The 23,560-nt window shown below is 59.5% G+C and carries 22 protein-coding genes; 7 read left to right on the top strand and 15 right to left on the bottom strand.

Annotated elements, in window-relative coordinates:
- Nucleotides 1-4 precede the first annotated feature (4 nt).
- From phnD to AC236I_RS19695, 6 genes are all read right to left on the bottom strand, one after another.
- Nucleotides 5-946, bottom strand: coding sequence for a phosphonate ABC transporter substrate-binding protein (gene phnD / locus AC236I_RS19720; protein ID WP_004858378.1), 942 nt, complete (start codon nt 944-946; stop codon nt 5-7).
- Nucleotides 947-969: 23 nt separating this feature from the next.
- The gene (phnC, locus tag AC236I_RS19715) at nt 970-1,812 is read right to left on the bottom strand and encodes a phosphonate ABC transporter ATP-binding protein (protein ID WP_004858380.1); all 843 of its coding nucleotides are present in this window, start codon (nt 1,810-1,812) and stop codon (nt 970-972) included.
- 172 nt (nt 1,813-1,984) lie between these two features.
- On the bottom strand, nt 1,985-2,689 hold the full coding sequence (locus AC236I_RS19710) for an amino acid ABC transporter permease (protein WP_004858383.1): 705 nt from the start codon (nt 2,687-2,689) through the stop codon (nt 1,985-1,987).
- Nucleotides 2,679-3,431 (bottom strand): amino acid ABC transporter permease, encoded by a 753-nt coding sequence (locus AC236I_RS19705; RefSeq protein ID WP_004858385.1) that lies wholly within the window; start codon nt 3,429-3,431, stop codon nt 2,679-2,681. Before AC236I_RS19705 ends, AC236I_RS19710 begins: the two co-directional genes overlap by 11 nt.
- On the bottom strand, nt 3,428-4,246 hold the full coding sequence (locus AC236I_RS19700) for an amino acid ABC transporter ATP-binding protein (RefSeq protein WP_487608596.1): 819 nt from the start codon (nt 4,244-4,246) through the stop codon (nt 3,428-3,430). The genes AC236I_RS19705 and AC236I_RS19700 overlap by 4 nt, the downstream gene beginning before the upstream one ends.
- A gap of 1 nt (nt 4,247) precedes the next feature.
- Nucleotides 4,248-5,057, bottom strand: coding sequence for an ABC transporter substrate-binding protein (locus tag AC236I_RS19695; protein WP_004858392.1), 810 nt, complete (start codon nt 5,055-5,057; stop codon nt 4,248-4,250).
- A gap of 250 nt (nt 5,058-5,307) precedes the next feature.
- On the opposite strand from AC236I_RS19695, the gene AC236I_RS19690 reads away from it, so the two are divergent.
- Nucleotides 5,308-5,484 carry a hypothetical protein gene (locus AC236I_RS19690; RefSeq protein ID WP_015585065.1) on the top strand — a complete coding sequence of 59 codons (177 nt, stop codon included), beginning with the start codon at nt 5,308-5,310 and terminating at the stop codon, nt 5,482-5,484.
- A gap of 106 nt (nt 5,485-5,590) precedes the next feature.
- Here the strand turns inward: AC236I_RS19690 and eutC are convergent, their stop codons facing one another.
- From eutC to eat, 3 genes are read right to left on the bottom strand one after another with little or no spacing between them, the layout of a single operon-like run.
- Complete coding sequence (eutC, locus tag AC236I_RS19685) at nt 5,591-6,370, bottom strand: ethanolamine ammonia-lyase subunit EutC (RefSeq protein ID WP_004858399.1); 780 nt, start codon at nt 6,368-6,370, stop codon at nt 5,591-5,593.
- Complete coding sequence (locus AC236I_RS19680) at nt 6,367-7,755, bottom strand: ethanolamine ammonia-lyase subunit EutB (protein WP_180554054.1); 1,389 nt, start codon at nt 7,753-7,755, stop codon at nt 6,367-6,369. Before AC236I_RS19680 ends, eutC begins: the two co-directional genes overlap by 4 nt.
- Nucleotides 7,756-7,764: 9 nt before the next feature.
- Nucleotides 7,765-9,144, bottom strand: coding sequence for an ethanolamine permease (gene eat, locus AC236I_RS19675; protein ID WP_004858404.1), 1,380 nt, complete (start codon nt 9,142-9,144; stop codon nt 7,765-7,767).
- Nucleotides 9,145-9,367: 223 nt separating this feature from the next.
- Between eat and mmuP the strand changes: the two genes are divergently transcribed.
- Together mmuP and mmuM are read left to right on the top strand one after the other, a co-directional pair.
- The gene (mmuP, locus tag AC236I_RS19670; protein ID WP_004858407.1) at nt 9,368-10,774 is read left to right on the top strand and encodes an S-methylmethionine permease; all 1,407 of its coding nucleotides are present in this window, start codon (nt 9,368-9,370) and stop codon (nt 10,772-10,774) included.
- Nucleotides 10,761-11,693 (top strand): homocysteine S-methyltransferase, encoded by a 933-nt coding sequence (mmuM, locus tag AC236I_RS19665; RefSeq protein WP_004858411.1) that lies wholly within the window; start codon nt 10,761-10,763, stop codon nt 11,691-11,693. Before mmuP ends, mmuM begins: the two co-directional genes overlap by 14 nt.
- Nucleotides 11,694-11,831: 138 nt before the next feature.
- On the opposite strand, the gene fbpC is transcribed toward mmuM, so the two are convergent.
- The 6 genes from fbpC to AC236I_RS19635 all read right to left on the bottom strand — a co-directional run bounded on the left by fbpC (nt 11,832) and on the right by AC236I_RS19635 (nt 19,631).
- Nucleotides 11,832-12,878 (bottom strand): ferric ABC transporter ATP-binding protein, encoded by a 1,047-nt coding sequence (gene fbpC / locus AC236I_RS19660; protein ID WP_004858415.1) that lies wholly within the window; start codon nt 12,876-12,878, stop codon nt 11,832-11,834.
- Nucleotides 12,879-12,889: 11 nt separating this feature from the next.
- Entirely contained in the window at nt 12,890-14,968 is a 2,079-nt protein-coding gene (locus AC236I_RS19655) for an ABC transporter permease (RefSeq protein WP_004858419.1), read from the bottom strand.
- 75 nt (nt 14,969-15,043) lie between these two features.
- On the bottom strand, nt 15,044-16,075 hold the full coding sequence (locus AC236I_RS19650; protein ID WP_004858421.1) for an ABC transporter substrate-binding protein: 1,032 nt from the start codon (nt 16,073-16,075) through the stop codon (nt 15,044-15,046).
- The gene (gene uhpC / locus AC236I_RS19645; protein WP_227499836.1) at nt 16,075-17,400 is read right to left on the bottom strand and encodes an MFS transporter family glucose-6-phosphate receptor UhpC; all 1,326 of its coding nucleotides are present in this window, start codon (nt 17,398-17,400) and stop codon (nt 16,075-16,077) included. Before uhpC ends, AC236I_RS19650 begins: the two co-directional genes overlap by 1 nt.
- Nucleotides 17,401-17,460: 60 nt before the next feature.
- Nucleotides 17,461-19,002: an MASE1 domain-containing sensor histidine kinase gene (locus tag AC236I_RS19640; RefSeq protein WP_097357505.1), complete on the bottom strand. Its 1,542-nt coding sequence runs from the start codon at nt 19,000-19,002 to the stop codon at nt 17,461-17,463.
- Nucleotides 19,002-19,631, bottom strand: a complete 630-nt coding sequence (locus tag AC236I_RS19635) for a response regulator transcription factor (RefSeq protein ID WP_015585060.1) — start codon at nt 19,629-19,631, stop codon at nt 19,002-19,004. The genes AC236I_RS19640 and AC236I_RS19635 overlap by 1 nt, the downstream gene beginning before the upstream one ends.
- A gap of 475 nt (nt 19,632-20,106) precedes the next feature.
- Here AC236I_RS19635 and tauA point away from each other — a divergent pair, with 475 nt between their 5' ends.
- From tauA to tauD, 4 genes are read left to right on the top strand one after another with little or no spacing between them, the layout of a single operon-like run.
- On the top strand, nt 20,107-21,069 hold the full coding sequence (gene tauA, locus AC236I_RS19630) for a taurine ABC transporter substrate-binding protein (protein ID WP_004858433.1): 963 nt from the start codon (nt 20,107-20,109) through the stop codon (nt 21,067-21,069).
- 11 nt (nt 21,070-21,080) lie between these two features.
- Nucleotides 21,081-21,848, top strand: a complete 768-nt coding sequence (tauB, locus tag AC236I_RS19625; protein WP_004858436.1) for a taurine ABC transporter ATP-binding subunit — start codon at nt 21,081-21,083, stop codon at nt 21,846-21,848.
- Entirely contained in the window at nt 21,845-22,672 is an 828-nt protein-coding gene (gene tauC, locus AC236I_RS19620) for a taurine ABC transporter permease TauC (RefSeq protein ID WP_004858438.1), read from the top strand. The genes tauB and tauC overlap by 4 nt, the downstream gene beginning before the upstream one ends.
- Nucleotides 22,669-23,520, top strand: a complete 852-nt coding sequence (tauD, locus tag AC236I_RS19615) for a taurine dioxygenase (RefSeq protein WP_004858441.1) — start codon at nt 22,669-22,671, stop codon at nt 23,518-23,520. The genes tauC and tauD overlap by 4 nt, the downstream gene beginning before the upstream one ends.
- Nucleotides 23,521-23,560 lie beyond the last annotated feature (40 nt).

The following is a 23,560-nucleotide window of genomic DNA, read 5'->3' as shown; positions in this document are numbered from 1 at the left end:
GGGATTAACGGGCGCTTACCAGCTCGCGTTTCATATCGATAATCTGCTGGAAGTCAGCCACGCTACCCGGGCCGATATGCTGAGTACCGCCCATGGCTTTCACAAAGCAGGCGTGGTCCTCGGTATCCAGCTTTTTGATCGCGCTGATGACTTTGGCTTTAAAGTCAGCCGGCAGCGCGTTGCTGACCAGGATCGGTCCGTTGGGGATCAGCGGCGATTGCCAGATGATACGGATCTGCTTCATCAGATCCGGGTGATCCATACGAATCAGGCGGTTGAAGGCACCGACGCTATAGCCGCTGTTGTAGTCGCCGACCATCGACGTCCAGGTGACCGCACCCGCGAACTGGCCGTTCAGCACGCCCAGGATGTCCTGCTCGTGGCCGCCGGAGAAGGTTACGCTGGAGAAGAAGTTGTTGTATTTGTTATCCGAAGTACCGCCGAATTTCTGTTTGAAGGCGTGGTTCGGGATCAAATAGCCGGAAGTGGAGTCCGGATCGGCGAAGCCGAAGGCTTTGCCTTTCAGATCGTCTAACGATTTATACGGGCTGTCGGCTTTGACAACGACCACCGAGTGGTAGCCGCGGGACTGATCTTTATCATCCACGGCGATACCGACAATATCCACCGCTTTCGGGTTATTGATATAAACCGAGGCGTAAGAGGAAGGCGACATACTGAGCACCACGTCGACTTTACCGCCCAGCAGACCCTGAATAACGCCGGAATAGTCAGAGGAGTTGCGTAATTTGGTATCGACGTTCAGCTCTTTGTCGAGAAACTGTTTTACACACTGGTTATCACCAATTTGCTGGGTGGCGTTCTGGCCCCCCAGGATCCCCAGGTTTAACTCTTTCGGCTGCTCCGCAGCACCTGCCTGCCATGCCATCATCATTCCCGCGACCGCGGCGGATATACGAACTGCACCAGTGATGTATTGTTTCATTATCTTGTCCGTGTGAGTGGAAATTAATGCAATTGGCTAATTTCATCCCCGTACAGCTGATGCAGAATATCCTGAGTCAGCAGTAAGGGATGGTCGTCAAAAATAATGTTGCCCTTCGCTACGCCAATAACCCGCGTGCAATACTCTTTCACCAGTTCCACCGAGTGCAGGTTCACCATCACGCTGATGCCCTGTTCGCTGATTTCGCGCAGTACGTTCATGATGCGCTGTGTGTTTTTCGGATCGAGAGAGGCAACCGGCTCATCGGCCAGCAAAATACCGGGGTTCTGCATTAGCGCGCGACAAATCGCCACGCGCTGCATCTGCCCGCCGGAGAGGTTTTCCGCCCGCTGCAGCGCATGCGGCAGCATGTTCATCCATTCGAGCAGGGAGATGGCCCGCGCCCGGTCGGCATCAGGGAAGATTTTAAACAGGGATTTCAGCGTTGAAGTCTGGCTCAGCCGACCCAGCAGCACGTTGGTTAACACGTCAAGACGCGGCACCAGGCAGAAGTCCTGGAAAATCATGCCGCACTCGCTGCGCCAGGCGTTCAGCGCGCGGCCTTTTAGCTTCGCCACATCGTGCGGCATGCCCACTTCCGGGTAGCTGAGGATTTCACCGCCGGTGGCGCTGTGGGTGCCGTTCAGCACATGCAGCAGGGTCGACTTACCGGCACCAGAGCGGCCGATCACGCCCACCAGTTCGCCGGCATGCAGATCAAAACTGATGTTATCGAGTACGGGTTGCTGCGCGCTGTAAGACTTATTCAGGTTGCGCACGCTTAAGACTTTCCGCTGCCGGGCGGTATTCGGCTGACCAAAATGCGGATAATCGGTGTCGGTTACCGCGGCAAGAGAACTATTCATAAGAGCGTCCAGATTCATCATTAAACTGGGCACTATTAATGGCGTTTTATGTGATCGTTATATGACGGTAAGACGAAAAAACAGTGAACGGTGCGGTTATTGCGCGAGCGATGTTGCGCTATCTGCCCGGGAGAGAAGCCAGACCGGCGGCGCACGAATGCGCCGCCGTGTCTTATCCGCGGGCGTAACGCCTGTCGCCGTTGCGCCGGATATAACGACGGTTAGCCAGCAGGCTCAGGCCGCAGCACAGCAGGTAATAGACCGCGCCGGTGAAGACAAAAATCGCCAGCGGGTAGATCTGCACCCGGTTATTGACCTGGCCGGCAACGGTGGTGAGTTCCGGCACGTTAACAATAAACGCCAGCGACGTATCTTTCAGCAGGTTGATAAAAATCCCCACCAGTGAAGGCTGAACATTGCGCAGCGCCTGCGGCAGCAGGATTAAACGCAGCGCTTGTCCGGCAGAAAATCCCTGGGTTCGTGCCGCTTCAAACTGTCCGGCGGACAATGACTGCAGCCCCGCCAGCACCGAGTGCATCACCGAGGCGGCGGTAAACCACGCCAGCGCCAGGGTGACCGTTACCGCCCCCGGCAGGTCGCTCCCGGTCAGCATCGGCAGCAGATACCAGAGCCAAAAAATGACGAAAATAAGCGGAATGCCGCGAATCAGCTCGGCCCACAGGAACAGCAGTCGGCGCACCAGCCCGCCATAGCGCCAGGCGGCGCCTGCCAGCAGAATGCCGAGAGGAAGCGCCAGCGCCGCGGCGCCGATCGCCATCATCAGCGTCAGCGCCACGCCGCCGGGAATGCCGTCCGCCAGCCGTCCCCACAGCAGGTAATCGAGGTTATCGGCGATGACCGCCAGATTAGCGTTCATGCTGTGCGCTCCTGTGCTGCGTGGCGCCCGGACCCAGACGCGCCAGCGCCATCCCCATCACCACCCCAAGCACCAGATACAGCGCCGTGCCGACGGCGAAGGCCTCCAGCGCATGGGCGTTATAGCTTTCGATTTGCCGCACCTGATAGGTCAGTTCGGCAAAGCCGATGCCGCTGGCCAGCGACGAGAGCTTCATCAGGTTCAGATACTGGCCGATAATCGGTTGCCAGGCGTTCGCCAGCCCCTGCGGCAGCAGAATATGACGCAGTTCGCCCCACGGTGTAAAACCTTGCGCAAGAGCGGCTTCCCGCTGACCGTGACTGACGGCACGCAGCCCGGAGGCGATCTCTTCCACCAGAAATGCCGAGGTGAATACTCCCAGCCCCCACATCGAGCAGAGAAACTCCGGGGTCAGCCACCAGACGTTACCCGGCAGAATGGACCAGGCGTGGTCGGCATTGATGAAATCCCGCGCCGTCAGCGGCAGCAGGTTCCAGGCAGCGAAATACCAGAACAGCAGCTGTACCAGCAGCGGCGTATTGCGAAACAGCGAGACCCAGCAGGCTACCAGGCCGCGTCCGGCGCGGCCGCCGCCTAAGCGCAGCGCCAGCAGCAGTACCGCCAGGACGGTAGCCAGGATCATCCCGGCGAGGCTGACCCACACGGTGGTCAGAAAGCCGGAGATGATCCACTGCAGCGGCTGCCCGCTCAGCACGCCGTGCCAGTCGAGAACCGGGTTCACTCGAGACTCTCCTGGTGCAGCGGATTGAGCACCTTTTGCAGAAAACGCCGCGTGCGGGCATGCTGTGGCCGGGCGAAAAAGTCCGCCGGCGGCGCCACTTCGAGAATATCGCCCCCGTCGATAAACACCACCCGGTCGGCAATTTCGCGAGCAAACTGCATCTCATGCGTCACGACCACCATGGTAATGCCGCTGTGCGCCAGCTTCTTCATGACCAGCAACACTTCGCCGATCATTTCCGGATCGAGCGCCGAGGTGGGCTCATCGAAAAGAATAATTTGCGGCGACGAGGCGAGGGCGCGGGCAATGGCCACGCGCTGCTGCTGGCCGCCGGAGAGCTGGGCCGGCATCTGGCGGGCTTTATCCTCCAGCCCGACCTGTTGCAGCAGCGCCAGCGCGCGTTCGCGCGCGGCGGCTTTTTCCCAGCCGTGCACGCGCTCCAGCGCCAGGGTGATATTTTCCTGCGCCGTCAGATGGGCATAGAGGTTGAACTGCTGGAAAACAAAGCCCACGCGGCTGCGTAGCTGACGCAGCGCGCTGTCCGTGAGGTGGCGAGTGGGTTTGCCGTCGATCAGAATCTCGCCTCCGCTGAGGGTTTCGAGCTGATTGATCAGACGGATCAACGTTGATTTTCCCGATCCTGATGGCCCGAGGATCGCGACTACTTCCCCGGGTTCTACCTGCAGATTGATGCCGTTGAGTACCTGATGGTCGCCGTAGCGTTTTGCCGTCTGGCGAAATTCAATACTGGCACGCTGCAAATGCGAAAAATCCGCGGACGAAGCCGCGGAGCGTGAAAACAGACCCGATAACATATTATTTAGCTTCTATGGTAAACGCACGCGGCTGTGGAGTTTTGGTGGCAGGGCCAAACCAGACATCATAGATTTTGGCGGCCTGGCCCGATTTTTCCAGATTGACCAGCTCGTCGTTGACCGCTTTCAGCAGCGCCGGTTCGCCTTTCTTGACGCCAACGCCGATCTCCTCTTTGCTCAGCAAATCGGGGATGATTTTAAAGTTAGCTTTGTCCGGCGCCTCTGCCAGCAGGCCAGCGAGAATGGTGCTGTCCTGGGTGATGGCCTGGACGTTGCCGTTACGCAGGGCGGTCAGCGCCAGCGGAATATCGTCATAGGAGAGCACGCGAGACTGCGGGAAACGCTGATGCAGCGCCTGTTCGCCGGTGGTGCCTTTAACCGCGCCGATCCGTGCTTTGCTATAGCTGTCGAGCCGATCGGCAGATTTGACCGGCACGAGGAACTGCTGGCCGGTAACAAAATACGGGGTCGAAAAATCAATGACCTGCGCACGTTCCGGCGTGATGGTAATGTCGGCGACGATCAGGTCGGCCTTCCCGGATTGCAGCAGCGGGATCCGGTTGGCCGGGTTGGTGGCGACCAGCTCCAGTTTTACCCCAAGCGATTTTGCCAACGCCTGGGCGAAATCGACGTCATAGCCCACCAGCTGGTGAGTTTTGGGGTCGACCGAGCCAAACGGCGGGTTGGCGTCGAAGGTGGCGACTTTCACCACGCCGGCGGCTTTAATATCCGCCAGCTGGTCTGCCTGAACCTGTGCGGTCAGCGCCAGAACACCCAGCGCCAGCGCGATTTTCGTTTTTGCAATGCGCATGATTATTTCCCCTGAATCCCTGTTTTTGTTTTGTGCTTATCACGCTCCCACAAACCGACCGTCTCCGGCAAAGAAGAAAAAGTTCTTATCTATAGCAAAAAAGAACTTAGAGAGCGCATGGGTATTTGCCGACGTGACCAGCGGGATGATATGCATCTTCCGGGATTGAAAACCCGGAATTGATATTTCCAGGCTCGGGCCATCTGTGGTTGAAATACGGTCAGGCAAATCGCTTCCCGACGGAGGAAAAATGAAAGTAGCTCTATGGCAACGATTAACGCGCTGGCTGGCTTTTTTATCTAACGGTGAAGCCGGGCAGCAGGATACCCAACGAATGATGGAGGCAATATTGCCGGTCGCCAGCCTTTACGGCGTGGATATCGGCAATGTTGAAACACGGTGGTTCCGTCATGATAAGACATACTGAGCGACGCTGGACGCGTGAAGCCTACTGGAACGAGGTGTGCTTTGTGTAGCGCGAGGCTGCTGGAGGTTGCGGCGAGCGGGATGCCATGCCGCAGCCTCCAGCGGCTTTAAATCTGTGCCATCCCCAGCGGTCTTACCTTGCCATGCAGCGCCGGGTTATCGCTCTCATCCTTAAGACGCACGCCGGTCAGACGACGTAAAAAAGCCTGCTCCAGCAGCCACGCCAGCTTAAAGGCGGCGGCATCATAGCTCAGTCCCTCCGGGCGAATATTCGAAATACAGTTACGCTCCGACTCCAGCCGTTGACGATGCGGTTGCCAGGTGAGATAGACGCCAAGGCTATCCGGCGAAGAGAGCCCCGGCCGCTCGCCGATTAATATCGCCACCGCCCTGGCCTTCAGCGTTTCGCCAATATCATCCCCCAGCGCCACCCGGGACTGATGGGCAAGCACGACCGGCGCAAGGCTTATGCCCAGCGTGTGTAGATAGGGCAGCAGCGCGCGGATCAGCGGCAGAGCCTGACGATGCACGGCATACGAGGAGAGCCCGTCGCCAATTACCAGCAGCAGGTCCGCCGGGCGCACGCCGCTGGCGGCGAGATCGGCGCGGCTGGCCTCATCCAGTCGGCGCCCGAGATCCGGACGGTTAAGGTAAATATGCCGATCGCCGGCGGCGCTGCGTACCGTGAGCGAGGAGAGCCCCATTTCCGCCAGCCCCGGTGCCAGCTGTTCGCTGTCAAACGGCCGGTGAATAGCGTCCCGGGCTCTGGCATGAGCCAGACCAAAATTGAGCACTTCGCGCGTGGGCAGGCTGGCGCCGCTGCGCCCCAGCGCAATGCGCGCATCGGTAAATTCACGCAGCGGGTTCCAGGCGTCGGGGGGATTCATACCGGTTCTCCTTGCGGCAGGACGGACAGCAGCGGATGGCGGGCATCGGTCAGACGCAGGGTGCCATCCGGGTCGATAATGCGCATTTTCGTCAGCCAGGCGGCAAACTCCGGGGCGTGTTTCAGGCCGAGTAAGCGACGGGCGTACAGCGCATCGTGAAAGGAGGTGCTCTGATAGTTGAGCATAATATCGTCCGCGCCCGGCACACCGATTAAGAACGTCAGCCCGGCGGTACACAGCAGGGTCAGCAGAGTATCCATATCATCCTGATCCGCTTCGGCGTGGTTGGTATAGCAGACGTCGCAGCCGATCGGCAGCCCCATCAGCTTGCCGCAGAAGTGATCCTCCAGACCGGCGCGGATGATCTGCTTACCGTCGTAGAGATATTCCGGGCCGATAAAACCGACCACCGTATTGACCAGCAGCGGATCAAAATGGCGGGCAACGGCATAGGCGCGCGCTTCGCAGGTCTGCTGATCGACGCCGTGATGCGCATTGGCGGAGAGGGCGCTTCCCTGGCCGGTTTCGAAATACATCACGTTGTTGCCGAGGGTGCCGCGATTCAGGCTTAGCGCCGCCTCACGCGCCTCCTGCAGTAAGGCCAGATTAATACCAAAACCGCTGTTGGCCGCCTCGGTTCCCGCCACCGACTGGAACACCAGATCGACCGGCGCGCCGCGCTCAATCAGCTGCAGGGTGTTGGTGACGTGGGTCAGAATGCAGGACTGAGTGGGGATGGCGAAGCGCTGAATAATATCGTCGAGCATCTGGTTGAGCTGCGCCAGCACCGGCAGGCTGTCGCTTGCCGGGTTAATGCCGATCACCGCATCGCCCGCGCCGTACAGCAGGCCGTCAAGCATGCTGGCGGCGATGCCCTTCATGTCATCCGTCGGGTGATTGGGCTGCAGGCGGACGCTAAGATGACCCGGCAGCCCGATCGTATTGCGAAAACGGGTAATGACCTGGCACTTGCTGGCGGCGAGGATCAGATCCTGATTGCGCATCAGTTTGCTGACTGCCGCCGCCATTTCCGGCGTTATCGCCCGCGCGACCCGTTGCAGGGTGGCGGTATCGGTCGCGTCATCCAGCAACCAGTCGCGAAAATCCCCGACCGTCAGGTGGCGAATAGCGGCGAATCCACTGCTATCGTGGGTGTCGATAATCAGCCGGGTGACCTCATCCTGTTCATATGGGATCGGGGGATTGGCCAGAATCTCGGTCAGCGGGACCTCCGCCAGCGCGATTTTTGCCGCCATTCGCTCTTCGGCGTTTTCGGCGATCACGCCCGCCAGCGCATCGCCGGAGCGCGCCGGAGAGGCCTTCGCCATTAACGTCTTCAGACTATCAAAGCGCCAGACCTGGCCCGATAGCGTTGTTTTATACATGCCGCCTCCTCAGGAGACAATGCGCAGCTGTGGATCCGCCGGCGCACGCTCGCGGGAGGACGCGGTTTTGCGAAACCACAGATAGCCTCCCAGCATCATCGCCGCGAAAATCAGCGCCAGCAGCGGGTTATACCAGACCATCGCCACCAGACAGAGTACCGCCATCGCCAGGGCGAACGCCGGTGCCCACGGGTAGAGCGGCGCGCGGAACGGACGAATCAAATTTGGCTCGCTGCGGCGCAGCTTAAACAGCGCCGCCATCGAGGTGATATACATAACAATAGCGCCAAATACCGACATGGTGACGATACAGGCGGTCAGAGGCATCCCGCTGATGGTAATCAGCGAGTCGGAGAAAATCGCGGCCACGCCAACCACGCCGCCGGCGAGGATTGCCAGATGCGGCGTGCGGGTTCGACGGTTGAGAGTGGCAAGACCGGCAGGGAGATAGCCCGCCCGCGCCAGCGAGTAGATCTGCCGGGAATAGCCCATGATGATGCCGTGAAACGAAGCCACCAGACCGAACAGACCCAGCCACACCAGCATATGCAGCCAGCCGCTGCTGGTGCCGACCACCATTTTCATCGCCTGCGGCAGCGGGTCGTTGATGTTGGCCAGGGTGCGCCAGTCGCCAACGCCGCCGGCAAACACCATCACGCCAAGGGCCAGCACGGTGAGGGTCAGGATCCCGCCCCCCAGCGCGCGTGGGATGGTACGCTGCGGATCTTTTGCCTCTTCGGCCGCCATCGATGCGCCTTCAATGGCCAGAAAGAACCAGATAGCAAAGGGAATCGCGGCAAACATTCCCGGCAGCGCCAGGCCGCTGAAACTCTCTGCGCCTGCCCAGCCGTTGGCGGTAAAGTGGCTCCATGAGAAGCCCGGCGCCACCACGCCCATAAACACCAGCAGTTCGAAAATCGCCAGCAGGGTGACGATCAGCTCAAAGGTGGCGGCAATACCGACGCCGAGAATATTGAGGGTCATAAAGACCACGTAGGCGCCGCAGGCGACCCATTTAGGGTCCAGCGCCGGGAACTGGACGTTAAGATAGGCGCCGATCGCCATGGCAATCGCCGGCGGGGCAAAGACAAACTCAATCAGGGTGGCGAAACCGGCAATAAAACCGCCGGTCGGGCCGAATGCGCGGTAGGCGTAAGCGAAGGGGCCGCCCGCGTGCGGAATGGCGGTGGTCAGCTCGGTAAAGCTAAAGATAAAGGCGCAGTACATGGCGGCAATCGCCAGCGCCACAATCATAAAGCCCAAGGTCCCGGCCTGCGACCAGCCGTAGCTCCAGCCAAAATATTCGCCTGAGATGACCAGCCCGACGGCGATCCCCCATAAACGGAAACTGCCGAGCGTTCTTTTTAATGTCGTGGTGTGCCCTGTCATATTCGCTGCCTCGCCAGATGAAGATGAGCAGGACGCTGCAAAGAGGATGCCAGAACAGGGCTGGCGTCTGCGCTTCACCCGGCGGCACAAGATGAACAAAAATGGGGCAAAAGACGGGGCAATCGCGCGACGGGATGGTGCAGCACGCTTTGCATTTTAGCCATCGTCAGGGTATAACAGACCCTCTTTGGATGTTTAGATGTCCATACGTTTAGAAGGTAATATGCAAACAACACAACAAGAAGGTGGGCAGTTAAAGCGCACCATGAAGACGCGTCATCTGATTATGCTGTCGCTGGGTGGCGTCATTGGCACAGGGTTATTCTTTAATACCGGGTATATCATCTCCACGACCGGCGCGGCGGGTACGCTGCTGGCCTATCTGATCGGCGCGCTGGTGGTCTGGCTGGTGATGCAGTGTCTGGGCGAGCTGTCGGTGGCGATGCCGGAAACCGGTGCTTTTCACGTCTATGCCGCACGCTATCTCGGTCCGGCGACCGGTTATACCGTGGCGTGGCTCTACTGGCTGACCTGGACGGTGGCGCTGGGCTCAAGTTTCACCGCCGCCGGGTTTTGCATGCAGTACTGGTTTCCGCAGGTGCCGGTGTGGATCTGGTGCGTCCTGTTTTGCGCGCTGATCTTTGGCCTTAACGTCATCTCCACACGCTTCTTCGCCGAAGGTGAATTCTGGTTTTCGCTGGTGAAAGTCGTCACCATCATTGCCTTTATTATTCTTGGCGGCGCCGCCATTTTTGGCTTTATTCCTATGCAGGATGGTTCACCGGCGCCGGGTCTGCACAACATCACCGCCGAAGGCTGGTTCCCCCACGGTGGATTGCCGATTCTGATGACCATGGTGGCAGTGAATTTCGCCTTCTCCGGTACTGAGCTTATCGGGATTGCCGCCGGCGAGACGCAAAACCCGCATCAGGTCATCCCGGTCGCTATCCGCACGACCATCGCGCGGCTGATTATCTTTTTTATCGGCACCGTTTTTGTGCTGGCGGCGCTGATCCCGATGCAGCAGGCGGGGGTGGAAAAAAGCCCGTTTGTGCTGGTGTTCGAGAAGGTGGGTATCCCCTATGCGGCGGACATTTTTAACTTTGTGATCCTCACGGCCATTCTCTCGGCGGCCAACTCCGGGCTGTATGCTTCCGGGCGGATGCTGTGGTCGCTGGCGAATGAAAAGACGCTGCCGGCCTGTTTTGCCAAAGTCAACAAGAACGGCGTGCCGCTGATCGCCCTGTCGGTCAGTATGCTGGGCGGCGTACTGGCGCTGTTTTCCAGCGTGGTGGCGCCGGATACGGTCTTTGTTGCGCTGTCGGCTATCTCCGGCTTTGCGGTGGTGGCGGTCTGGCTAAGCATCTGCGCATCGCACTTTATGTTCCGCCGCCGCCACCTCCAGCAGGGGAAAGCGCTGAGCGAACTGCACTATCGCGCCCCGTGGTACCCGCTGGTGCCGGTGCTGGGCTTTATTTTGTGTCTGGTGGCCTGCATTGGTCTCGCCTTTGACCCCAGCCAGAGAATTGCGCTGTGGTGCGGGATTCCGTTCGTCGCCCTGTGTTATGGTGCGTACTACCTGACTCGTTCACGGGCATTGACCCAGGAGCCTCAACATGTCGCAGAATAATCCGTTAACCGCCATCCTGGACGCACAGCCCTTTATTTTGCTGGACGGCGCGATGGCGACGGAGCTGGAAGCGCGCGGCTGCAATCTTGCCGACAGCCTGTGGTCGGCGAAAGTGCTGGTCGACAACCCGGAACTTATCCGCGAAGTCCATCTGGATTACTTTCGCGCCGGTGCGCAGGTGGCGATTACCGCCAGCTATCAGGCTACTCCGGCGGGGTTTGCCGCCCGCGGGCTGGATGAAGCGCAGTCGAAGGCGCTGATCGGTAAAAGCGTTGAACTGGCGCGCAAGGCACGGGAAGCGTATCTGGCGGAGAACCCGCAGGCGGGCACGCTGCTGGTTGCCGGTTCAGTCGGGCCGTACGGCGCGTTCCTGGCGGACGGTTCGGAGTATCGTGGCGATTATGTCCGTAGCCACGAAGAGTTTCAGGCGTTCCACCGTCCGCGGGTGGAAGCGCTGCTCGACGCCGGGGCCGATCTGCTGGCCTGTGAAACCATGCCCGGCTTTGCCGAGATTAAGGCGCTGGCTGAGCTGTTGAGTACCTATCCTCGTGCGCGGGCGTGGTTCTCGTTTACCCTGCGTGATGCGCAGCATCTCAGCGACGGGACGCCGCTGCGGGAAGTGATTTCCATACTGGCAAACTACCCGCAGATTGTGGCGCTGGGCATTAACTGTATTGCGCTGGAAGAGACCACCGCGGCGCTGGAGCATCTGCATAGCCTGACGGCGCTGCCGCTGGTGGTCTACCCCAACTCCGGCGAGCATTATGACCCGGTGAGCAAAACCTGGCATCACCACGGCGAAGCGTGTGAAACGCTGGCGGGATATTTACCTCGATGGCTGGCCGCAGGGGCGAAGCTGATTGGCGGCTGTTGCCGGACGACGCCGAAGGATATTGCTGAGCTGAACGCGCAGCGCTGAGTGGGCGCCGGGTGGCGCTGCGCTTACCCGGCCTACAAGGTATCCGAACTCCCATGCGCAGATGGCGCTGCGCTTACCCGACCGGCAAGGTATCCGAACCGTAGGCCGGGTAAGGCGTAAGCCGCCACCCGGCATCCGTTACGCCGCATCGGCCAGCACAAACATCCCGTACGGGTGGATTTCGAGGTAATACTGCTCGCCGACATCCGGCTGCAGCCGCGTCGCGTTCACCTGCAGCAAAATTTCCTGCCCGTGCCACTCCACCGTCACCTCATACTGCGGTCCCATATAGGCCACGTGGCGGATGGTGCAGCGCTGGCTCTCCTCGCCGCGATCGCTCAGGGTAATCGCCTCCGGACGTACGCCGACGCTGCCTTCGCCCTGGGCGGCAAAATGCAGCGGTCTCGGCAGCCGATAGCCATAAATATCGACAAAATCCTCGCTGAAGGCGGCCGGGAACAGGTTGGCGTCGCCCATAAAGCTCGCCATAAAGCGCGACGCGGGCTGGCGGTAAAGATCCTGCGGCGAGCCGATCTGCATGATATGACCTTTATTCATCACCAGCACGGTATCGGAAACCGCAAAGGCTTCGCTCTGATCGTGGGTTACGTACAGCGAGGTGATATCAAACTGTTTTTGCAGTTCGCGGATCTTATCGCGCATGCTGCGCCTGAGGTTGGCGTCGAGGTTACTCAACGGCTCATCAAATAGCAGCACCTTCGGCTTGAGGATCAGGGCGCGCGCCAGCGCCACGCGCTGCTGCTGACCGCCGGAGATCTGATCGACATAGCGGTCTTCGAATCCTTCCAGATCCACCATCGCCAGCGCCTCTTTCACCCGCGCTTTCACGTCGCTGCGCGACACGCCAAGCATCTTCAGACCGTAGCCGACGTTATCCCCCAGCGACATGTGCGGGAACAAGGCATAAGACTGAAACACCATGCAGATGTCGCGTTGCTGAATCGAGCGATGGGTAACGTCCTCACCATCAATGAAAATCTGTCCTTCGCTCGGTTTTTCCAGCCCGGCCACCAGGCGCAGAATAGTCGTCTTACCGCAGCCGGAAGGGCCGAGCAGCGTCACCATTTGCCCCTGCGGAATGGTGAGATTGATAGTGTCGATAACCATGTTGCTGCCGAATCGCTTGGTGACGTTGCGCAGCTCAACAAAATTTTTCTGACTCATAGTGCGCTCCATTACGCCTGGTTTTTGGCTTTTGAACGGGAGATACGCGCTTCCCCGATCAGCCAGTCAAAGATGAAAATAATCGCCAGCATCACCACGATCAGAATCGAACCGTAGGCGATCGCCACGCCGTATTCGCCGTCTTCCACGCGGTTCAGAATGTAGGCCGTCGCCACGCGGGTATCCGGCGTCACGAGGAACACAATGGCGCTGACGGTAGTAATGGCGCGCACAAAGCTGTAGATCAGCGCCGACAAAATAGCCGGGCGCAGCAGCGGCAGCAGAATGTGCGTAATGGTGCGCAGGCTTCCGGCGCGCAGGCTGAGCGAGGCTTCATCCAGCGATTTATCGATCTGGCCTAAGCCGGCAATGCCCGCCCGAATGCCCACCGGCACGTTACGCATCACCATTGAGATAATCACAATCGCCGCCGTTCCGGTGAGGTACACCGGCGCGCTGTTAAAGGCGAGAATATAGGAGACGCCCGCCACGGTGCCCGGTACCGCGAAGCACAGCATGGTGGTGAACTCGATGGTCTTTTTGCCCTTAAACTGCTGGCGCACCACGACCCAGGCGATCAACAGGCCGAAGGCGGCGGTGATCGGCGCGGCGATCCCGGCGTAGAGCAGGGTGTCGAGTAGCGAAGGCCACGCCCCGTCGCTCATGCCCTGACCGAACAACTTGATAAAATTATCCAGCGTCAGGGTGTAGTCCACGCCCCAGTTGACGGTGAAGCTGCCGTAGAAAATGCTGCCGTAGAGCAGGGCGTTGAAGGCTACCCACACCGCCAGAATGGCGATCACGCTCCACACCAGGGTCACCGGCAGCGGCTGCACGTCGCCGCGATAGGACTTACCGGAGACCGTGACGTAGGAGCGCTTGCCGATCCACATATACTGAATACAGAACACCAGCAGGGAGAACAGCAGCAGGAACGCGCCCAGCGTGCTCGCCGCCTGATAATCGAGCTGTGAACCGGTGATGTAGAAGTAGATCTGCGTTGCCAGCACGTCGAAGTTGCCGCCGAGCACCAGCGGGTTGCTGAAGTCGGCCAGCGACTGGACGATGACGATCAAAAACGCATTCGCCAGCGCCGGTTTCAGCAGCGGGACGAAGACGCCGTTAAAGGTCTGCCAGCGGCTGGCGCGCAGGGTGTACGACGCCTCCTCCAGCGACGGATGGATAGTCTTAATCGCGCCGTCGAGGATCATAAACGCCATTGGGGTGAAGGCCAGCACCTGCGCTAACCAGATACCGGTAAACCCGTACAGCCAGTTGGTGTTGGTTAAGCCGAACCACTCCACCATAAACTCGGTGACATAGCCGGAACGGCCCATCATCAGGGTTACGCCGAGGCCGACGACGAACGGCGGGGTGACGATGGGCAGAATCGAGAAGATGCGGCCAATAACGGCGCTGCGTCTGGCGATGCGGGTGGTGTAAATCGCCAGTACCAGCCCGAAGAAGGTACAGCCGATGCCTACCGCAATCGACAGGGCGATGGAGTTGAGGATCACCTGGACAATATGCGCCTGCGACAGCACGGCCATAAACGCCAGCGGCGCGAACTCGCCGGCGTCGTTGGTGAACATCGGGATAAAAATGGCGATGCTCGGCCAGACGATAAAGACGCCAATTAACGCGACGATGGTGACCAGCGAACCAATCACAAAGCGGTCGCCGCCCAGCCATTCAAGGCGGGTGAGCGCCAGTGTCATGATAGCGCCCAGCGCGACAAACAGCACGATGGTGGCGTAGCCTAACCCACGACCTTCAACGGTGGCGCTGATGACGATAAACGCCATACATAACAGCGCCCAGCCCGCGTCGAGGTAGTGGCGGCCGCGCTGCTCCCGCGCCGCTTCCTGCCATGGACGAATCAGCAGCAGGCTCGGCAACAGATACCACAGCCAGCTGATATTGAACTGTGACCAGCCGTAGGCCGCGACGATTTCATCGCGCGTGGACTCCAGCAGACCGTAATCCAGGCTCCAGCTTGGCAGCAGGGCGAACGCCAGCCAGCCAAACAAAACCCAAAGGAATATCGCATCCCGTTTTTTCACGGGATGGAGTGCAAGTGTGTGTGACATAGCGGTTCCGGTGTTGAGGAAGGTATTGGCCGGGCAGGGCGAAGCCGCCGCCCGGCATTAACCGCAAGAGTGGGCTTATTTACCCATCTTCACTTCGCTGACCCATTTATTGATCAGCGCTTTACGCACGTCGGTTGAGCCGTATTTATCCATGTCGTAGTTGATAAGCTTCAGGTCGTCGAGCTTCAGCGAGTTCGGCGAGGTTTCGGCGGTGGTGTTGGTCAGGATCTGATAAGACTTGCCTTTTTTCCACGCCAGCTCCTGGGCATCTTTCGACAACACCCAGTCGACAAACAGCCTGGCGTTGTCGAGGTTGCGCGCGCCCTTCAGAATACTGACGCCGCCAATTTCATAGCCGGTGCCTTCGCAGGGAGAGATCAGCTCCAGCGGTGCGCCCTGTTCTTTTTCCAGCGAGTAGTCGTGCAGGAAGCCGATGCCGATGGCCGTTTCACCACGGGCGGCGTTACGCGCCGGGGCGATACCGGATTTGGTGTACTGAGAGACGTTGGCGTTGAGCTGTTTCAGGTAATCAAAGGCCTGATCTTCTCCCCACAGCTGGGCGAAGGTCGCCAGCGCGGTATAGGCGGTGCCGGAGCTTTGCGGGTCGGCGATCTGGATTTCGCCTTTGTATTCCGCTTTGGTCAGATCCTTCCAGCATTTTGGCACCGGCAGATTTTTCTCTTTCAGGCGCTGGGTATTCACGCCGAAGCCGAGGATGCCGACGTACACCGCCGAAGAGTAGTTGCCTTTCAGCTTCGCCGGATCGCGGAACTGCTCCATCACCTGCGTAAGATTCGGCGACTGATAGGGTTGCAGCAGACCCATTTCACCGGCCTGGGACTGCGGATCGAGGGTGCCGCCGTACCAGACATCGGCCTGCGGGTTTTTCTTCTCGGCATCGACCTTCGCCAGCGTGCTACCGGAACCGTTGCGGATAAACGAGGTTTTCACATCATATTTGTCGCCGAAGGCTTTAGTTTCGGCTTCACACATTTCGTTGGTGGCGCTGCAGTAGACCACCAGTCGACCTTTGGCGTGCGCCGCGCCGCTTAGCGTCGCCAGCGCAATGCCGGAAGCAATCAGGGTAGTGACCAGCGTTTTTTTCATTATTTTATCCTTTGAGCAGCAGAGGTAGTAATGCTCGCCATCAGCAGCGGCATCAGCAATAAACCCATCAGTACCGCGGCGACCGAGAGCAAACTGAACATGCCCGGCCAGCCGTAGCGTTCAATGACCAGCGACAGAGGCCAGCCCGCCAGCGCTGCCCCCAGATAGGCGAACAGGCCGAGAAAACCCGTAATCGAACCCGCCGCCGCTTTGTGTCCGCACTCCACCGCCGCGAGGCCAATCAACATTTGCGGGCCAAAGACGAAAAAGCCCACCGTAAAGAAACAGACCGCCAGCAGCGCGTAGTGATGCACCGGGGCCAGCCAGAGGGCGGCGACGGAGACCATCAGCCCCAGCGTGAAAAGCAAAATCATCGGCGCCCGCTGGCCGCTGAACAGCAGATCCGAGCCCCAACCGGCGAACAGTGCGCCAAGCAGCCCGCCCGCTTCAAACAACATGACCGTGGCATTGGCGCTGAGCAAATTGACGCCGTGGCTCTCCGTCAGCCAGATGTTGCCCCAGTCGTTGAGCGCAATGCGGATCAGGTAGACCAGCACGTAAGAGACGCCCAGCAGCCAGATCATGGAGTTCTTCAGCATCGTGGTCCGCAACATCTGCCATAGCCCCATCGGCGGGCTTTGCTGCTCCTGCCGCAGTTCCAGCGGATCCTGGCGCCAGGCGCCCACTGACGGCAGTCCCTCTTCCTGAGGCGTCCCTTTTAGCTGCAGCGTTAACCCGATCCCCAATGCCATGCTGATAATCCCCGGTGTCAGCATCGCCGCCTGCCAGCCCCACCAGTGGGCGGCAAAGGCGCTAATCAGGGGGATAATCGCCCCACCGATATTGATCGACATATTCCAGCACCCCCACCAGAAACCGCGTTCGTTGCGCGAATACCAGTGGGTCAGCAGGCGGGCGCAGGGGGGCCATCCCCAGCCCTGGAAAAATCCGTTCAGCGACCAGACCGCCAGCAGCAGCGTCAGCGACTCGCCAAAGGCGAACACCACGTTCAGCAGGCCGGTAGCGAACAGGCCAACGCCCATAAACCAGCGCTGCCCGTGGCTGTCGTGCCACAGCCCGGCGGTAAACTTCGACACGCCGTAGGCCAGATAAAACAGCGACCCCAGCAGGCCGATATCGCCTTTATCCAGCCCCAGATCCGTTTGCAGCGCCGGCAGTACGTAGTTGACGCTTTTACGCGTCAGGTAAAACGCGGCATAGCCGATCACCATGTACATCAGCAGCTGTGGACGCAGCGTCCGGTAATGTTGATTGATGTCGGTTGCTGAGCGTGCGTGCATAGCCGTCTCCGTTTTGCTGACTATAAGAAAGTGAATTCAAAAGGGGATGAGAGAAAGTCCGCAGTGGCTAAGACTTTTTCCTGGTTAGCAGGCTGTTTGTTGCAAAGTTGTGGGCAGGTTAACAATTACCCGCGTCCCGCGCTGCGATTCCAGCGTCAGCTCGCCGCCCAGGGCGCTGACCCGCTCGCGCATACCCTGGATACCGAATCCGGCAATTTTGTCTGGGCTGATACCGACGCCGTTATCCTTCACTTCGAGGCGCAGCCGCGTCCCCTGCTGAAACAGGGCAATGGCGACTTCGCTGGCGTCGGCGTGTTTACAGACGTTATTGAGCAACTCCTGCAGCAACCGATAGAGGGTGAAACGCACCGTTTCGCTCTCCGGGGTGGCGGTAAGCTGGTAGTCAAAATGGCAGCGGATACCGCGCTCGGCAAAGGCAAACTCATTGAGCAGATGGTGCAGCGCCTCTTTAAACGACAGTTCGTCGAGCGCCGGGGGACGCAGCTGGCGCAGCAGCTGGCGGGTGGAGTGGTGAATACGCCGGGCGAGCTCGTTAATCTGGCTGGCGGCGGCCTGGCTCTGCGCCGGATCGCGCGCCCGTTTTACCAGCTGCGACTGGATCTGAATGGCGGTGATGTTCTGGCCTATTTCGTCATGCAGTTCGCGCGCCAGGCTTTTGCGGGTGTCCTCTTCGGTGTGGATCAGCTTTTCGGTCAGCGCCCGTCGCGCCGCCAGCTCCGTTTCCAGCCGCTGGCGGTAGTGGTGCAGGTTTTGCGCCAGATGCTGCTGACGGCTGATGGCAATGCCCAGCCCGATGCCGAGCAGCGCCTGAGTCGCCAGAAAAATTTCCAGCTCCACCAGATTACTGAATCCGACGCCAACCTGGCGGGCGATAGTGATCATCATGCTGCCCAGCAGGCCAGAGAGGACGCCGCCCTGCCAGCCGAACTTCCACGCCATCACCACGTTTGGCAAAAACACCACAATTAACAGCAGGCGCTCGATTTCCGGCGACAGCACCATCTGGGTGCCGATGCCGATGATAAAGAACAGACTGCACCAGATGATTAACGAAGTGCGCAACGGCGGGTTGTTGGTATCCAGCCCCAGCAGGTGGTAGCGGTGTTGCTGGCGCAGGAATTCAAAAATCAGATAGACAAACGGCGTCAGCAGCACGCCGCCGGTAAACGAGGCCAGACCGAGCATCATAGCCGGGCTTTTGACAAACGACGAGAGCAGGGCGGTGTTGAGTAATGCGCTGGCGGTCACCGTGGCCAGCAGCAGCGTCAGCCGCTGCCAGTAGAGAGGAAAACGATGCCAGAACTGTTGAGCGAGAGCGGCAGGGAGCAGACTAATCAACGGCGCGGCCAGCAGAATATAACCGTTCAGCAGTTGTTCGCTGCGCAGCCAGAGCAGCATCAGCAGAGGGGGGATCACTAACGCGGGCCAGTAGCGGCGCGAAAGCAGGATCAGCAGCGCCAGATAGACGCCGTGCGGCAGGAACAGCGCCGCCTGCTGGCCGTTATGGGTCAGATAAAACCCGAGCGTCCACAGCATCAGCCAGCCGGTTCCCCAGGCCAGCACAATGAACAGCGAAATGACCCCGTGGCGAAGGCTGCGCGACATTAATGCCCTGCCAGCAGCTGGTGGTCGAGCGCGAAGTGCACCAGTTCGATGGTGCTTTGGCAGTGCAATTTGCCCAGCACGTTGGCGCGATGGACATGCACCGTTTTGTGGCTGAGATCGAGCTTGAAGGCAATTTCTTTTACGCTATCGCCTTTGACCAGTAAATCAAACACTTCACGTTCACGCGGGGTGAGTCCCTCCAGCACCCTCGCCGGTTGTTCACCGCCGCGCAGCGCCCGCAGCGCATCGGCGCACAGGTAGTGTCCGCCCATGCCGACAGAACGGACCGCCTGCACTAACTCTTCCGGGCCGCAACGCTTGGTCAGATAGCCGCTGGCGCCCGCATCGAGTGCGCTCTGTACAAAAGTCGGGGTGTCATAAATGCTGAGAATAATGGCGCGAAACTGCGGTTTTTGCGCGCGCAGGCGCTTGAGCAGACTCAGACCGTTTTCATCCGGCATGGCGATATCCATGACCGCCACGTTGACGTCGTCGCGTAATAACGCCGGCCAGGCTTCCGCCGCGCTGCTGAACTGGCCAACGATGTCGAGATCCTCTTCGAGACTGAGTAGCTGCGCAAAACCGGAGCGCACCACCACATGGTCATCGACCAGCACAACACGAATCATATTCATACTCTCATAGCGAATCATGGTTGTATGATGCCTGCCGCCGCTGCGCTGGCAATCTCCGGGGTGCGGATATGTAACGAATGTAACGAAATCTTAATACACGTCATCCTTCAAGCTGCCGCTTTGTGGGCTGTAGATTACTCGGCCCGCCCCTTACGAGGCCGCTGCGAGCAGCGTTCAAATCCGCTCCCGCAGATTTGTCAGAAACCCTGGTCACATCGTTATCTATGCTCCAGGGATTGTATGAGAGGCATCCCAGCTTCTCTTCGGGGGCAGCCTGCGGCTGTACAAATTCGTTCCCGACGGATTTGTCGTTCCCTTGCCTCTTCGACGTATCTTGAATGGTTTTGTGTATAAGCATTGCCGCTTTTTTTCTAAAAACACTTTGTTCTTAGCAAGAATTTTTAATTACTTCATCAAATGCACCGCGGCGGAAATACTGCACCCATAACAACTATGGGAAGCAGACACTATGGCACTATCATCGCGTATTACACTCATTGCCGCACTGGCACTGGCCGCATTCCAGGCGCAGGCGGTCAACGTCACCGTCGCGTATCAGACTTCCGCTGAGCCGGCGAAAGTCGCCCAGGCGGATAACACCTTTGCCAAAGCGAGCGGCGCAACCGTTGACTGGCGCAAATTCGATAGTGGCTCGAGCATCGTGCGGGCGCTGGCATCCGGCGATGTGCAAATCGGCAACCTCGGTTCCAGCCCGCTGGCGGTCGCCGCCACGCAACAGGTGCCGATTGAAGTGTTCCTGCTGGCGTCAAAGCTCGGAAACTCTGAAGCGCTGGTGGTGAAAAAGAGCATCAGCAAACCGCAAGACCTGATCGGTAAACGCATTGCGGTACCGTTTATCTCCACAACCCATTACAGCCTGCTGTCGGCGCTCAAACACTGGGGCATTAAGCCGGGCCAGGTGCAGATTATCAACCTGCAGCCGCCGGCGATTATTGCCGCCTGGCAGCGCGGAGACATTGACGGCGCCTATGTCTGGGCCCCGGCGGTGAACGAACTGGAAAAAGAGGGCAAAGTGCTGACCGATTCATCCCAGGTGGGAGAGTGGGGCGCGCCGACGCTGGATGTCTGGGTGGTACGCAAAGATTTTGCCGAGAAACACCCTGAGATTGTGAAAGCTTTTGCGAAAAGCGCGATCGATGCCCAGCAACCGTACATTGCCAATCCGGATGCGTGGCTGAAGCAGCCGGATAATATCAGCAAGCTGTCGCGCCTGAGCGGCGTGCCGGATGCCGATGTGCCGGGGCTGGTAAAAGGCAATACCTATCTCACCGCCGCGCAGCAGGCCCAGGAGCTGAATGGTCCGGTGAATCAAGCGATCGTCGACACCGCGAAGTTCCTCAAAGAGCAGGGCAAAGTCCCGACGGCCGGCACCGACTACAGCCAGTACGTCACCGACCGTTTTGTGAAGTAAAGGAGGCCACGATGCTGCAAATCTCGCATCTTTCCGCCGACTACGGCGGTAAACCGGCGCTGGCGGATATCAACCTGACGCTGGACAGCGGCGAATTGCTGGTGGTCCTCGGACCCTCCGGCTGCGGTAAAACCACGCTGCTGAACCTGATTGCCGGATTCGTGCCTTATCAGCACGGCAGCATCACCCTCGAAGGCCAGCGGGTAGAAGGGCCGGGCGCCGAGCGCGGCGTGGTGTTTCAGCATGAAGGGTTGCTGCCCTGGCGCAACGTACAGGATAACGTCGCGCTGGGACTCCAGCTGGCGGGCGTGGACAAAGCTGCTCGCCGGGAAACCGCGGTGCGGATGCTGAAGAAAGTGGGCCTCGAAGGAGCGGAAAAGCGCTTTATCTGGCAGCTCTCCGGCGGCCAGCGCCAGCGGGTCGGCATTGCCAGAGCGCTGGCGGCAAACCCACAGCTGCTGTTGCTGGATGAGCCGTTTGGCGCGCTGGATGCCTTCACCCGCGAGCAGATGCAAACCCTGCTGCTTAGCCTGTGGCACGAGACCGGCAAACAGGTACTGCTGATTACGCATGACATTGAAGAGGCTGTATTTATGGCCACCGAACTGGTGCTGCTGTCGCCGGGGCCGGGCCGGGTGCTGGAGCGGCTGCCGCTGAATTTTGGTCGCCGCTTTATCGCCGGCGAATCCTGCCGCAGCATTAAATCTGACCCGCAGTTTATCGCACAGCGTGAATATGTCCTGAGCCGGGTATTTGAACAACGGGAGGCCTTCTCATGAGCGTGGTGATTAATGACAAACCCCAGCCGCGGACGCTGAAGTGGCGCTGGCCGCTCTCCCGCCAGCTGACGCTGAGTTTCGCCACGCTGGCGGTGCTGCTGGCGATCTGGTGGGGCGTGACCGCCCTGCAGCTGATTAGCCCGCTGTTTCTTCCGCCGCCGCAGCAGGTATTACAGAAACTGATCGTCATTGCCGGCCCGCAGGGCTTTATGGATGCCACGCTCTGGCAACATCTGGCGGCGAGCCTGACACGGATCGCGGTCGCCCTGGTTGCGGCGACGATCCTTGGCGTGCCGGTCGGGATCGCCATGGGCCTGAGCCCGACGATCCGCGGGATTCTCGATCCGCTGATCGAACTGTATCGACCGGTGCCGCCGCTGGCCTGGCTGCCGCTGGTGATCATTTGGTTCGGCATTGGCGAAACGCCAAAAATATTACTGATTTATCTCGCGATTTTTGCGCCAGTGGTGATGTCGACGTTGGCGGGGGTGAAAAGCGCCCAGCAGGTACGGATTCGCGCCGCGCAATCTTTAGGCGCCAGCCGGGCGCAGGTGCTGTGGCTGGTGATTTTGCCCGGCGCATTACCGGAAATTCTCACCGGCCTGCGTATCGGGCTCGGGGTGGGCTGGTCAACGCTGGTGGCCGCCGAACTGATTGCCGCCACCCGCGGATTAGGTTTTATGGTGCAGTCCGCCGGTGAGTTTCTCGCCACCGATGTGGTGCTGGCCGGGATCGCGGTGATTGCGATCATCGCCTTTTTACTGGAACTGGGGCTGCGCGCGTTGCAGCGTCGCCTGACGCCCTGGCATGGAGAAGTACAATGAGCGAACGTTTAAGCATTACCCCGCTGGGGCCATATATTGGCGCGCAGGTTTCCGGCGTCGACATTACCCGCCCGCTGAGCGACAACCAGTTTGAGCAGCTGTATCACGCGGTATTGCGCCATCAGGTCGTGTTCCTTCGCGAGCAGAACATTACGCCCGAGCAGCAGCGGGATCTCGCCCTGCGCTTTGGCGACCTGCATATTCATCCGGTTTATCCCCATGCGCCGGGCGTTGATGAGATTATCGTTCTCGATACCCACGACGATAATCCGCCGGATAACGATAACTGGCACACCGATGTCACCTTTATTGCGACGCCGCCCGCCGGGGCGATCCTGGCGGCAAAAGAGCTGCCTTCAACCGGCGGCGATACTCTGTGGACCAGCGGCGTTGCGGCGTATGAGGCGCTCTCTGAGCCTGTGCGCCAGCTGCTAAGCGGCCTGCGGGCGGAGCATGATTTTCGTAAATCGTTCCAGGAGTATAAATACCGCAAAACCGAAGAGGAGCATCGGCGCTGGCTGGAGGCGGTTGCGAAAAACCCGCCGCTGCTGCACCCGGTGGTGCGCACCCACCCGGTGACCGGCAAACAGGCGCTGTTTGTCAATGAGGGGTTCACCACCCGCATTGTCGACGTGACGGAAAAAGAGAGCGAGGCGCTGCTCGGCTTCCTGTTCGCCCACGTCACAAAGCCGGAGTTTCAGGTACGCTGGCGCTGGCAGCCGAACGACGTGGCGATTTGGGATAACCGCGTCACCCAGCACTACGCCAACGCCGATTACCTGCCGCAGCGGCGCATTATGCACCGGGCGACGATTCTCGGGGATAAGCCCTATTACCGGGCGGGGTAATTTCTGTCACCCGGCTAAGGCGCAACGCGCCGCAGGCCGG

This window comes from Klebsiella sp. Sb-30, assembly GCF_057652795.1.
This window is presented reverse-complemented; position numbering and strand designations above follow the sequence as displayed.

What these genes read in the sequence shown, in the direction of transcription:
- AC236I_RS19710 (WP_004858383.1), bottom strand. Translation starts at nt 2,689, where the DNA reads ATGAACGCTAATCTGGCGGTCATCGCCGATAACCTCGATTACCTGCTG.
- tauC (WP_004858438.1), top strand. Translation starts at nt 21,845, where the DNA reads ATGAGCGTGGTGATTAATGACAAACCCCAGCCGCGGACGCTGAAGTGG.
- mmuP (WP_004858407.1), top strand. Translation starts at nt 9,368, where the DNA reads ATGCAAACAACACAACAAGAAGGTGGGCAGTTAAAGCGCACCATGAAG.
- tauD (WP_004858441.1), top strand. Translation starts at nt 22,669, where the DNA reads ATGAGCGAACGTTTAAGCATTACCCCGCTGGGGCCATATATTGGCGCG.
- AC236I_RS19695 (WP_004858392.1), bottom strand. Translation starts at nt 5,057, where the DNA reads ATGCGCATTGCAAAAACGAAAATCGCGCTGGCGCTGGGTGTTCTGGCG.
- AC236I_RS19635 (WP_015585060.1), bottom strand. Translation starts at nt 19,631, where the DNA reads ATGATTCGTGTTGTGCTGGTCGATGACCATGTGGTGGTGCGCTCCGGT.
- AC236I_RS19680 (WP_180554054.1), bottom strand. Translation starts at nt 7,755, where the DNA reads ATGTATAAAACAACGCTATCGGGCCAGGTCTGGCGCTTTGATAGTCTG.
- tauA (WP_004858433.1), top strand. Translation starts at nt 20,107, where the DNA reads ATGGCACTATCATCGCGTATTACACTCATTGCCGCACTGGCACTGGCC.
- tauB (WP_004858436.1), top strand. Translation starts at nt 21,081, where the DNA reads ATGCTGCAAATCTCGCATCTTTCCGCCGACTACGGCGGTAAACCGGCG.
- AC236I_RS19650 (WP_004858421.1), bottom strand. Translation starts at nt 16,075, where the DNA reads ATGAAAAAAACGCTGGTCACTACCCTGATTGCTTCCGGCATTGCGCTG.
- eutC (WP_004858399.1), bottom strand. Translation starts at nt 6,370, where the DNA reads ATGAATCCCCCCGACGCCTGGAACCCGCTGCGTGAATTTACCGATGCG.
- phnC (WP_004858380.1), bottom strand. Translation starts at nt 1,812, where the DNA reads ATGAATAGTTCTCTTGCCGCGGTAACCGACACCGATTATCCGCATTTT.
- eat (WP_004858404.1), bottom strand. Translation starts at nt 9,144, where the DNA reads ATGACAGGGCACACCACGACATTAAAAAGAACGCTCGGCAGTTTCCGT.
- AC236I_RS19640 (WP_097357505.1), bottom strand. Translation starts at nt 19,002, where the DNA reads ATGTCGCGCAGCCTTCGCCACGGGGTCATTTCGCTGTTCATTGTGCTG.
- fbpC (WP_004858415.1), bottom strand. Translation starts at nt 12,878, where the DNA reads ATGAGTCAGAAAAATTTTGTTGAGCTGCGCAACGTCACCAAGCGATTC.
- phnD (WP_004858378.1), bottom strand. Translation starts at nt 946, where the DNA reads ATGAAACAATACATCACTGGTGCAGTTCGTATATCCGCCGCGGTCGCG.
- AC236I_RS19690 (WP_015585065.1), top strand. Translation starts at nt 5,308, where the DNA reads ATGAAAGTAGCTCTATGGCAACGATTAACGCGCTGGCTGGCTTTTTTA.
- AC236I_RS19700 (WP_487608596.1), bottom strand. Translation starts at nt 4,246, where the DNA reads ATGTTATCGGGTCTGTTTTCACGCTCCGCGGCTTCGTCCGCGGATTTT.
- mmuM (WP_004858411.1), top strand. Translation starts at nt 10,761, where the DNA reads ATGTCGCAGAATAATCCGTTAACCGCCATCCTGGACGCACAGCCCTTT.
- AC236I_RS19655 (WP_004858419.1), bottom strand. Translation starts at nt 14,968, where the DNA reads ATGTCACACACACTTGCACTCCATCCCGTGAAAAAACGGGATGCGATA.